Origin of the sequence: Parabacteroides sp. AM58-2XD (genome assembly GCF_003463685.1) — a bacterium.
Lineage (GTDB): Bacteria > Bacteroidota > Bacteroidia > Bacteroidales > Tannerellaceae > Parabacteroides > Parabacteroides segnis.
Genome location: NZ_QSDP01000059.1, coordinates 28,992 through 38,994 on the forward strand (window position 1 = coordinate 28,992; position 10,003 = coordinate 38,994).

The 10,003-nt window shown below is 41.2% G+C and carries 6 protein-coding genes and 1 pseudogene; 2 read left to right on the forward strand and 5 right to left on the reverse strand.

What is annotated here, in order from left to right:
- The first annotated feature begins 1 nt into the window (after nucleotide 1).
- Both DXA15_RS15060 and DXA15_RS15065 read left to right on the forward strand, forming a co-directional pair.
- Nucleotides 2-1,111 carry a DUF4249 domain-containing protein gene (locus DXA15_RS15060; protein WP_233567307.1) on the forward strand — a complete coding sequence of 370 codons (1,110 nt, stop codon included), beginning with the start codon at nucleotides 2-4 and terminating at the stop codon, nucleotides 1,109-1,111.
- A gap of 19 nt (nucleotides 1,112-1,130) precedes the next feature.
- A complete protein-coding gene (locus DXA15_RS15065) occupies nucleotides 1,131-2,255 on the forward strand; it encodes a DNA polymerase III subunit delta (RefSeq protein WP_007658352.1) in 1,125 nt (374 codons plus the stop codon).
- A gap of 83 nt (nucleotides 2,256-2,338) precedes the next feature.
- Here DXA15_RS15065 and DXA15_RS15070 read toward each other — a convergent pair whose 3' ends face one another.
- The 5 genes and pseudogenes from DXA15_RS15070 to DXA15_RS15085 form a co-directional block, all read right to left on the reverse strand.
- On the reverse strand, nucleotides 2,339-3,496 hold the full coding sequence (locus DXA15_RS15070; RefSeq protein ID WP_128134546.1) for a DUF4998 domain-containing protein: 1,158 nt from the start codon (nucleotides 3,494-3,496) through the stop codon (nucleotides 2,339-2,341).
- Between the two features lie 18 nt (nucleotides 3,497-3,514).
- On the reverse strand, nucleotides 3,515-4,705 hold the full coding sequence (locus tag DXA15_RS15075; protein WP_128134547.1) for a DUF5000 domain-containing lipoprotein: 1,191 nt from the start codon (nucleotides 4,703-4,705) through the stop codon (nucleotides 3,515-3,517).
- A gap of 37 nt (nucleotides 4,706-4,742) precedes the next feature.
- A complete protein-coding gene (locus DXA15_RS15080; RefSeq protein WP_233567308.1) occupies nucleotides 4,743-6,239 on the reverse strand; it encodes a RagB/SusD family nutrient uptake outer membrane protein in 1,497 nt (498 codons plus the stop codon).
- A complete protein-coding gene (locus DXA15_RS26625) occupies nucleotides 6,236-6,679 on the reverse strand; it encodes a hypothetical protein (protein ID WP_233567309.1) in 444 nt (147 codons plus the stop codon). Before DXA15_RS26625 ends, DXA15_RS15080 begins: the two co-directional genes overlap by 4 nt.
- A 57-nt stretch (nucleotides 6,680-6,736) precedes the next feature.
- Nucleotides 6,737-9,936 (reverse strand): annotated as a pseudogene (locus DXA15_RS15085) (SusC/RagA family TonB-linked outer membrane protein).
- Nucleotides 9,937-10,003 lie beyond the last annotated feature (67 nt).

The following is a 10,003-nucleotide window of genomic DNA, read 5'->3' on the forward strand; positions in this document are numbered from 1 at the left end:
GATGAAAACAAAAATACTTCTGTTATCTGTCCTGTCAGGCTTCATATCTATCCTGACTTCCTGTTACCGCGAAATTGACGTGGAGAAATATCGTACTACCCCTAAAATCGTCATTAACTGCCCTATATCCCCCGATACCGTTATCCGGGCGAGCATTACCCGCACCTATTTTTTCTCAGATCTGGACAATCTCGAACCTGAATACAATGGCTGGAACGGGCAAACAGAAATTTCAAGTATAAAATTAAGAAATGCAAAGGTTGAACTTTACATAAACGGAACTTACAAAGAAGATATGAAATGGCAGGCTTTGGATAGTGTCGAAGAGCATCAAGCACCGGATACCTTTTTCATATCGACGGTCATTCCGCAGGCCGGTGATAAAGTCAAACTAGTGGCTACCACACCCGAGTACGGATCTGCATGGGCAGAAGACGTCGTTCCTCAACGGGTTCCGATCGAAAAGATAGAGGTCAGTTGCCGGAAAGAAACCGGAGATCCTTACAGCATACAAAATAATACCCCTGGCAATATAACTTATAATAATGAATATTATGCCTTTCAGTATTACATAACCTTCAGGGACACACCGGGTAAAGCGAATTACTACCAGTTATGGGTGGAAGGAGACATTCAATATATCGACCCCATATTCAACAGTGTAAATTCCACTATCGACGGGACGTTAGGCTATGACGGCGTAGACGGACGGGGCGGTCGTGTATTTACCGACGAACTTATTGATGGAAAAGAATATACCATCCAGGTAAAAGAACTGATACAGGCACATTATAGTGTTCAGGATTTGAAAGAAAGAAGCATTAACTTGTATGCTCTCTCCGAATCTTATTATCAATATTTGTTATCATTGGAAAAAATCAGTGCCAGCACTTTATCCGGCAGCCTGTCTAACATAGGATTGGCCGAACCGCTTCGTGTTTATACCAATGTAAATAACGGCACCGGCATCTTAGGAGCCTGCCAGCGTACTAACATAAAGATCAATCTGGGAGATATATTCCAAAGAAAGAAGACAAATAAAAGCCATCTCCGGATATATACGGAAGCCAGTATTTCTTATTTCTTCCGATTATTTGTACCTTTGTTCTGATAATACAAAAGGAACATTCATGTACTTCAAAGATATAATCGGTCAGGAAGAAATAAAAAAACAGCTTATCCATTCAGCACAAACAGGTGTTGTGCCTCATGCCCAGCTATTCACGGAACAGGGAGGTGCGGGAGCATTTCCTCTGGCACTGGCTTATGGCCGTTATCTGAACTGTACGCACCGGACCGAGACTGATGCCTGCGGGAGATGTCCGTCCTGCCTGAAGTTTAACGAACTGGCGCACCCAGACCTGCATTTTGTATTCCCTATCGTTGCCAAAAAGGAAAAGAAAAAAGAAGTATGCGACGATTATTTGACCGAATGGCGCGGTTTCCTGAAAGAACGTCCTTATTTCAATATCGATGGATGGCTGGATTACATTGATGCCGGCAATTCGCAGGCCATCATCTATTCGAAGGAAAGTGACGAAATCATCCGTAAATTGAATCTGAAAATATACGAGGCGTCTTATCGTATCCTGTTGGTCTGGCTGCCCGAAAAGCTCCATCCGACCTGTGCGAATAAACTTCTGAAAGTGATAGAAGAACCTCCTTTGAATACCGTCATCCTGATGGTATCGGAAATACCGGACCAGATCTTAGGAACGATCCTGTCACGTGCACAGCGAATCAATGTCCGTTCCATCCACCCGGAGGCTATAACAGCTGCTATGATAACACGATTCGGACTGGCGCCGGACGATGCAAAACATGTGGCTCACCTGGCAAACGGGAGTTATCTGAAAGCCATAGAAGCGATCAGCCTGAGTGAAGAAAACAGTTTCTATCTGGAGCAGTTCAAGGCGATGATGCGTAACTCCTGGGCACGTAACGTCAAAGGGATGAAAGCGATGGCCGATGTTCTTGCCGGCATCGGACGCGAACGCCAAAAGAACTTCCTGCAATACTGCCAGCATCTGATCCGTGAAAACTTTATGTACCGTTTCCAGTCACCGGACCTGAATTATATGAATATGGACGAATCCGGTTTTGCCGTAAAATTCGCCCCATTCGTTAACGAACGGAATGTATTCGATATCATGGAAGAGCTGGCAAAAGCAGAACGGCATATTACCCAGAATGTAAATGCCAAAATGGTCTTTTTCGATCTTTCGTTACGCCTGACGGTTCTGATAAAACGGTAAGCAAAAATTATTCTAAAAAATCCAGCGTCAACAGTAACTAACCGTGAATCAGTTACTGTTAACTGCCGAATAATAAATAAAGCCTAATGAATCAAGCCATCACCAGCCGGAGAATAAGCACCGATCTCACCGATATAAGCATATGATGAGCGGGAGTTTGATCCTACATAATACATGAAATAGCGTGCTTTAACAACATTAGCTGCCCTTGAAAACTGAGGGATATCGACTACATTATCTAAAGAGTAAACGCCATAGTCCTTCCATCCCATATCATTACTGTCTGTCGGATCAGCCAACGATTCGGCATAGAATATCTGATGTGTCGGTTGGGCACCACCGGAGTCGTCCATACGACGATATACTTCAAAACTCGATATATCAATCACTTCTCCCATATCCACTATAAAATAATGAGGAAAAGGAGCCGTTGGATTATGCTCCGTATGCCACGGAGTATTAATATCTCCATCGATAGCATTCGTTGCCGGCCATTCAGGAGATGCCGAAGCCGAACTAAAAGCGACAATCTTCCAGCTGGATTTGTCTATCGGGCTTTCATAATAAATCGGTATACTTTTAGAAACAGTCGTGAAAGTATCTATGGCATTCTCTTCCGGCAGGAAACGTAAATTATAACTCACATTTCCTTTTAATTTATATAAGGTAGTAGTAGAAGCATCAGCCGGAACTTCCATACGGACCGTTTTATCAGAAATATCGGTATATTGCAACTCCATACCGACAGCCCCTCTGACTGTTCCTCCCCAATAAATCACCATCGAATCGCCTTCCATATCATAACGGGTAAATTCAGTTGTATAACTTCTGTTAGAAAGTCCGTTCTTATAGTTCTCTCCATAAGAAGATCCGGTAGCTTCAAACTCTAACGAACGATTACCGAATTTATCAAAGCTGACTAATTGGAACAGATATCCGCTTTCCGGCATATCATCGAGTATAACAGGAAAAACACCAGTCTTTCCACCGATCTCGACATCAACAGAGTCTTCATAATTATTCCAATAAACGCGTAAATTCTCTACACGTTGAGCTTTTACATAAATGTCTAATTGAATCCGGTTCTCGCCTGCCCGAACACCTACACTATCCACTTTTGCGGCATAAACGATCTCTCCTTCGTCAAGATACTTGTCAGTAAGATCATTCATATCCATACATGACTGGCTGGCGATTGCCAATAGCATCAGTAATGCAAAACATACTTTATTGAATTTCATAAACTGTTCTTTTTATAATTATTGATATAATTCAGATCTGTTGTCACCAAACACAAACAGTTCTCCTATCTGGAAATTATCACCGCCTGCCCAAGTTCTAAGCACTTTTATACGAATCCATCGAACAGGTGGAACATCCAACGGCATAATAAAATTCTCGCCGGACACAAGAGCAACGTCATCATCTTCCGAAGAATGCTGACCTAAAGGAAGCCCTGAAGGTTTTACAGATTCGAAAGTACCCAACAATGTCCAACTATCCCAATTACCTGTAGGATCCAGATCTGTAGCACCATAAACTTCAAACTGTTTCAGGTTTCCTTCAGAAAAAATATAAGCATCTCCACGTTGATAGAGTAATAAACGACTGATCTTACCTACCGCTCCTAAATCAATAGTAATCGATTGAGGCCAAACCCCGGTTCCACCCGGCGAACTAAAACCATTATCACCTGGACCATAAATGCCATCCCATATACGAGACATCCCCCAACCAGCTCCTTCACCAATATCGTTCGGTAATTTAGCATCGGACCATTTAGTCTTATCGAATGAGGTTTCAAACATAGGTGTCAACTCTTTATAAAGAGTCGGACTGATATTTCCCCAGCGATCCTTCACGTAGATTCCGAAATCCATTGGAATAGTATCCAAACCACGGGCAGCTCCACTCCCCTCTATAACAGTCGTATAAAATGTTTCCAAGGGTTGATAATCTCCATATTCATCTTTACGTACAATATGAACTGTCACCTCATCCCGGTTGCTATTTGTCCACAGTCCTTGTACCCCCCCAAAATCTTGTACCAAATCAAGTGTCTTACCGATCGTCAACACGGGAGGTTCTTCAGGATTCACCGTTACTTTCACAGGAGCAGATTCATTACGACTCCGATCCACTGCTATAAGCGAAACCTCACGCGGTTCCATATCGCCAAAACCTACTACCTTGATCGTATCCGTATAAAGAGAACTTTTAGCTTCAGCCAACCCTTCCTTTAAGTTATAAACGGCTTTAACATAAAGCAAATCTTCATCATCCGGTAAAGTATAACTAAGAATAGCCCCTCCGGGAATATTTTTTACATTCACATTCGAGACAGCCCCCGGAGCAATGGAATCTATAGGTTGCTGTCCTATTGGAGATTCGCTGCATGACCAAGTGATCAAACCTAGCGTCATGACAGACAGTATAATCTTATTTTTCATATTCATCATTATTATAATGTATTAGATAATGAATTTATTACCAACCGTAATTTTGTACAAGATTTTTATTAGTAATAATATTCGTCTCCCGGATAGGCATAAAATAATCTTTCACCGTAACTTTTACAGGAACTTCAGCCACATTCTGCAACTTATAAAAGTCTTCAGGTGTCTCACCCATGATATTCCACCCCTGAGGCTGTATATTATAAGTATCGATCTGCTTCCAACGACGAATATCCCAATAACGTTTGGATTCAAAAGCAAACTCAACCGTTCTTTCATCATGGATAATATTACGCAAACCTTCTTTTGTCGTTGGTTTAGACGGATCGGTAGAATATTTACTCCATGAATCTATTACCCCCTCTAATCCGGCACGTTCACGAATCCGGTCTATATATTCATACACTTCTGCCGAAGGACCGGAATATTCATTCAATGCTTCCGCATAAAGCAAATAAAGATCAGCCAAACGGATAACAGGAAAAGGGTAATATTCCGGTTCTGCAATAGTACTGTTAGTAACACCGTTTTTATAACTAGCCATTTTCTTCGGAGCATAACCGGTTATGGAATAAGAACTACCCCCTTGATAACCAGACCACCCCAAATTTAAAAAGTTGGTATAGTTACATGACTCGAAGTCGTTTTTCCCGTTTCCGTAGTAGATTCCCTGGTCGAAACCTATGCTGGCATAAAAACGAGGTTCACGGTTATAGTGCATATAACAAGTACGTTGTCCTTCCTTTACAAAATATTTCTCATCTCCGGAGGAAGGTTCCGAACGTAATTCATAGCGTTTATCATACCATCCCTCTTTGCTCCACTGTTTATCTTCATTCATAGGGACACCATTGGATGTATAAAAACGTTCCACTGTTTTAATTGTCGGAGCCCATTGAGCACTGATTGTATTGATTATTCCTGCATCGATACGTACAACACGAGGGGTCGAATGATAGGAACGATCCCTGCATTGACTATTTGTACCTCCCCATATCAACTCACAGTTCCAACGTTCGCAAACAACCTGACGCAACATAGTCTGCAATTGGAACACAGGATGCTGAGTCACTGTGATCGGTTCAATTTCCGTATACAGTTTCTTTCCGGCGCCATGACAAGCTTCTATCGCTTCTTTACAAGCATCTGCAGCAATTTTCCATTTTTCAGGATCATACGTTTGATTAAACAAGACTGTCCCGCGATTATCTATCAGTCCTGCCATTTCTGTATTACCATTGAACAAAGGGCTGGCAGCCATTACCAACATCTCTGCACGAACAGCCAAAGCTATCTGTTTATCAACACGACCGCCTTCAATACTCATAACCATGTCTTTATAATCCGGCAGATCAGGCAAAGCTTCCAAAATCAGATCATTTACATAAGTCACCACATCATCCACTTTATCACGATAAACCGCAACCTGTTCAGGTGAAGCAGAAACTGGTAGATTTTCATCTATAATAGGTATAGGACCATAGCATTTCAACAGATAATAATGATAATATGCCTTTAAGAATTTCACTTCAGCAACCCAACGAATACGTCAGATTCTTCCAAATCAACCGTACTAGCTATGTTCTCCAAGAAGATATTACAATCACGGATACCAATGAATAAGCCTTTACCACCTTGCAGACCATCCCAAAAATTCAGATAAGGATCATCTAGTTTTTGAAAACCACGTTGTAGATAAGAAGATGTAAACGTTGGAAATACATGTGATGCTATCGGATAGAACTGCCATGTCTCGTCACCACCGTTAATCGCCGGGTCATTAAATAAATCCCCCCACTGCGGGCGATAACTATAACAAGTATATAAAAACTTTTCGGCTGCAGCTCGATTCGTAAAAGCTGACTCAACCGTTGCTACGTTATCCGGTACTAAATCCAGATAACCGTCACACGAGGTAAATACCTGTATTAATGCTGTAAACATTAATATTTTATAGAATGCTTTCATGTAAACTAATTTATTGATTAATAGAATCAAATAAGACAAAACCCGTTACAACTCTCATTAGAAGGAAATCTGAGCTCCCAAATTGAATACACGCTGAACCGGATATCCTAAACCATTTCCACCCATTTCAGGATCCCACAATTTGAAAGGACTGAATGTTAGCAGGTTCGTGCCGCTGAAATAGATACGAAAGTTCTTTACAAAGACTTTTTTAAGTACATTGGTCGGAACTGTATATCCAAACTCCAATGATTTCAAACGCAAGAATGAACCATTGCGCATAAACCAGGTAGACGGTTTCTGATTATTCTCTACAGCTTCATAAGATAAACGTGGCCACAAAGCATACAGGTTACGATTATCTTCAGACCAGTGATCATCTGCATATGCTTTTAACAAAGCATTCTGTCCGTTGAGGAAAGGTAGAGTTCCGTTATCCGTTGATGTGTCGATCCAGAATGATTCCCGAGCCAATCCCTGGAAGAAGAAAGATAAATCCCATTGTTTGTATCCTCCGGACAGACCGAAACCATAAACAATTTCCGGACTGGTTGGATAACCCATCGGTACCATATCCAATTCGGTAATCTTACCATCGTTATTGATATCTTTATATTTGATATCACCGGCCATATAATTACCAAACTGACTCGGCGAATTACGGATATCTTCTTCATCTGCAAACAAACGTTCAGCCACATAACCGAAATTCTGATTCAGGGAAGTCCCCAGTTTCGACTTCCAAGGCGTTGCACTGTAATCCGGCTCTTCGTAAGCAGTAAACTCACTGGTTGCATAAGTGAAATTAGCCATCCCCGTCAACCAGGCATCATTATTAATCATATGGTTATAGTTCAACGACAGGTCGATACCACTACTTTTAGCTTTTCCCACATTAGCCATTACATCAGCCTGAAGCCCCATAGTTGTAGGAATAGAAGCACGTGACATTAAAATATTCCAACGGGATTCCATAAAATAATCCGCCTGCAATTCCAATTTATCAAATAGTCCTAACTCTACACCCAGATTTGTTTTCCGGGCAGTCTCCCAGGTATATCCTCGTTCGGGTAACGAGAGATCGAAACACCATTCAACGTACGTCCTCCAAAATTTCCATAAGTACCGAACGACGATTGCTTTCCATCGCTATTCATATTTACTTCCGAAATATAGAAAAAACGATCTTCAGGTCTGCCAATCGCATCGTTACCGGATAACCCATGAGTAACTTTCAGTTTCAATTTATTAATCGTTTTCTTCAAATCGTCATTCCAGAACGCTTCACTAGAAACAAGCCAACCAAGTCCCATTGAAGGGAAGAAACCAAAACGTTCCTTTCTGGCAAAACGTTCGGAACCGTTATAACCGAAGTTTGCTTCAAGGAAGTAACGCGAATCATAAGCATAAGTAGCACGACCGGCAAAGTTCACATTGCGTGAAGGTAATGAAAGTTGTAATGTATTGGCGTCGGAAGTCAGGGATTGACGAAGTGTGAAAACCAACATAGCACCGACAGCATGCTTTTCATTATAAGTTTGATTCCAGTTAGCAGCCGTTTCAAAATAAGTTGTAGAACTAACTACTTTATTACCGGGAACAAAGTCTAATGTTTCACGTCCATCCTGTTCGTTAAGGGGGGCCAAAATATAGGTATCCTCCAACTTATTATAGGAACCTATTCTATAGAAGAATGGTACATATTGACGAGATACATCAAAATAACCATATCGATTTGTATTGAACATAGCACGAAGAGACAATCCTTCTGTGATAAAATCCAAATTCTGCTTCAATTCGAACTGAGCCGCCATCTGAGATGTTTGCGTATCTTTATACCCTTTCAACATATCTGCATACGGGTTATTATACTGTCCCTTGTCTGCATTACCGAATAATATATGTTTGGTATACTGATTTGCTTCATCAGCCGGATAAGAAGGGGCGAACAAAACAGGGTTAGTCCGCATTACTTTTGCGAACAGCTGATCGCCACCATCTATCGGTCCGGTATAGTCATCAAATGCACCGCTCAAACGAACGACAGCTTCTGTCGTTTTGGTAACATTGATATTTACATTGGCACGAAGCATATATCGTTTCAGGTTGATATTATTATTGAAACTGCTCTTTTTATCGACATTCAATACACCCTTATCCGAAATATAACTGCCGGCAATGTAATAACGAGCAACTTTACCACCACCACTTACATTAAAGTTGGCACGGTAGTTGAATGTATTATTCTTGAATAGTTCGTTATACCAGTCCGTAGCCGGATAAACGTACGGATTCACACCGGCAATCGTATTATCTATCTTTTGCTGCGAATAAGGTAGTGCCCCCATCGGATTACGTGTCAAAACGGCTTCATTATGGAGACGCATATAGGTTATCGGATCGGCCAGTTCCACCATTTTTGTCGGTTGCGACATAGAACCTTCCAACCGGATACTTACCTGGGCGGCCCCTTCCGCTCCTTCTTTCGTCGTTACCAAGATAACACCGTTAGCACCACGAGACCCATAAAGGGCTGTTGCTGTGGCATCCTTCATAATAGAAAAAGAAGCGATATCATCCGGCTGAATGCGGGATAATTCCGTAGTAGTAACCTCATTGTTATCAATAAGAATGAGAGGATCTTTTTTATAACCGAAAGTAGTCACACCACGAATAAAAAATTCAGCATTGTCTTTTCCCGGTTCGCCACTTCGTTGATAGGCAATCACTCCGGACAAACGTCCGGCCATTGCCGTAGTCAGGTTGCTGGAAGGAACTTTTAATTCCGATGGATTCAAGGTTGTAATAGATCCGATAACACTTTCCTTCTTTTGTTTGGCAAAAGCAACGACAGTCACTTCCTCCAGTTCATCCGTTTTGGGTTTCATCGTAATTACAAGATCCTTCTTATCCTTGACCGTTACAATCTGATCTTCCATACCCAGATAAGAAACAGTCAGTTTCTCACCAACCGAAACACTGATCACAAATGATCCGTCGATATCTGTGGCAACACCTCTTGTGCCACCAACGAGAACTATATTTGCACCGGGAAGAGGCTCTCCCATATCATCAATTACTTTTCCTTTTAAATTGAAGGTTGCCTGACTCTGATTCGGAATAATCCTACTTGAAGCTGATTTACCCCTATCTACTCCTACATTAACCGACGCAAAAGATATTGTATAACTAAAAACACATAGAATAGTTAGGGATACAGCTTTTCCTTTTATATTACTGCATATAGATTTATTCATTATATTGATATTAAGTTTAACAATTAAATATGTTAATTACTGATACTATTGAATAGGTTCATTTTAT

What these genes read in the sequence shown, in the direction of transcription:
- DXA15_RS15065 (WP_007658352.1), top strand. Translation starts at nt 1,131, where the DNA reads ATGTACTTCAAAGATATAATCGGTCAGGAAGAAATAAAAAAACAGCTT.
- DXA15_RS15075 (WP_128134547.1), bottom strand. Translation starts at nt 4,705, where the DNA reads ATGAAAAATAAGATTATACTGTCTGTCATGACGCTAGGTTTGATCACT.
- DXA15_RS15070 (WP_128134546.1), bottom strand. Translation starts at nt 3,496, where the DNA reads ATGAAATTCAATAAAGTATGTTTTGCATTACTGATGCTATTGGCAATC.
- DXA15_RS26625 (WP_233567309.1), bottom strand. Translation starts at nt 6,679, where the DNA reads ATGAAAGCATTCTATAAAATATTAATGTTTACAGCATTAATACAGGTA.
- DXA15_RS15060 (WP_233567307.1), top strand. Translation starts at nt 2, where the DNA reads ATGAAAACAAAAATACTTCTGTTATCTGTCCTGTCAGGCTTCATATCT.